Below are 1,389 nucleotides of genomic sequence, written 5' to 3' on the forward strand. Positions count from 1 at the left end.
GCTTCAGGTGCTGGATGGCGATCGCATTCGCGTTGGCGTCGAGATCGGGGAGCGCCTGGAATTCGGACACCCAGCAGCGGTACACGTTGTAGGCCAGCACCTTCTGGCCTGCTTCGTTGTAGACCTCGATGATGATGTCCTTGCGGAAATCCTTGAGGGAGACTTCGGCGCCGAGGCCGCCGCCGAAATTCCAGACCTTGCTCGCCCACTTCTCGAACTCGGGGTCGTGCGTCACCCCGCGCTCCAGCGTGATGGCGTCGAATTCGGTGCGCCCCGGCGACTTGTGCGAGGTGCTGGGATCGCCGCCCTCGCGGTGCTTGACCACCTCCGTCGTCTTCTTGAGCATGCCGACCTTGCTCACGCCCGCGACGTACTTGCCATCCCACTTGACCCTGAACTTGAAGTTCTTGTAGGGGTCGACCCGAAAGGTGTTGACGGTGAACTGGGCCATGGTCTTCTCCTCAGGCGGCGATCTGGCCGRCCAGTTGCTGCAGACGGATCACGACGAACTCGGCCGGCTTGAGCGGCGCGAATCCGACCAGAATGTTCACGATGCCGAGGTTGATGTCGTTCTGCGTCGTCGTCTCGCTGTCGCACTTGACGAAGTAAGCGGCCGACGGCGTCTGGCCCTGGAAGGCGCCCTGCCGGAAGAGGTTCTGCATGAAGGCGCCGACGTTGAGCCGGATCTGCGACCACAGCGGCTCGTCGTTGGGCTCGAACACGACCCACTGCGTGCCGCGATAGAGGCTCTCCTCGATGTAAAGCGCGAGCCGGCGCACCGGCAGGTACTTGTAGTCGTCGGCCAGCAGGTCGGCGCCGCGCATCGTGCGCGAACCCCAGACCACACGGCCCGAGACCGGGAAGGAGCGCAGGCAGTTGACGCCGATCGGATTCAGCACGCCGTTGTCGCCATCGCTCAGGTTGGCCTGCAAGCCCTGCACGCCGTTGAGCGCTGCGTCGAGCCCGGCCGGCGCCTTCCAGACGCCTCGCGTGCCGTCGGTGCGCGCGATGATGCCGGCCACCACGCCGCAGGGCGCGAAGACGTCGGGCTGCCCGTTGAGCTGCGGATCAGACTTGATCACGCGCGGAAAGAAGATCGCCGCATTGCGCGCCGCCTCGCCGGTCAGGCCCAGGCTGGCCACGCCGGTCGACGGGTCGGAAGCCCTCGCTGCCGCGGTTTCCTTGACCTGTCCCCAGGCGGCCAGCGGATCGACCAGCAACACTGCGCGGCGCGTCGCGCAATAGGCCATCGCCGCCTGGTAGACCGCCGCGGGCGTATCGCCGCCGCGGGTGTCCGGCGGTATGCACATCAGGTTGAAGAGGTCTGCCTTGTCGAGCGCGAAGATGCCGGTCTTCAGGCTCGCGGAGCCAATGTAGTCGGCGTTCGCC

At 66.1% G+C, this 1,389-nt stretch carries 2 protein-coding genes; both read right to left on the reverse strand.

Annotated features, from left to right (window positions below; genetic code table 11):
• Positions 1–451 (reverse strand): phage tail protein (locus tag AC1DY5_RS55695; RefSeq protein WP_478122716.1); only part of this gene is annotated, 451 nt, incomplete at its 3' end.
• Positions 452–461: 10 nt separating this feature from the next.
• A partial coding sequence (locus AC1DY5_RS55700; RefSeq protein ID WP_478122717.1) for a phage tail sheath family protein occupies positions 462–1,389 on the reverse strand: 928 nt, incomplete at its 5' end.

The sequence above is a fragment of the Variovorax sp. P4_D9 genome, from assembly GCF_056401695.1.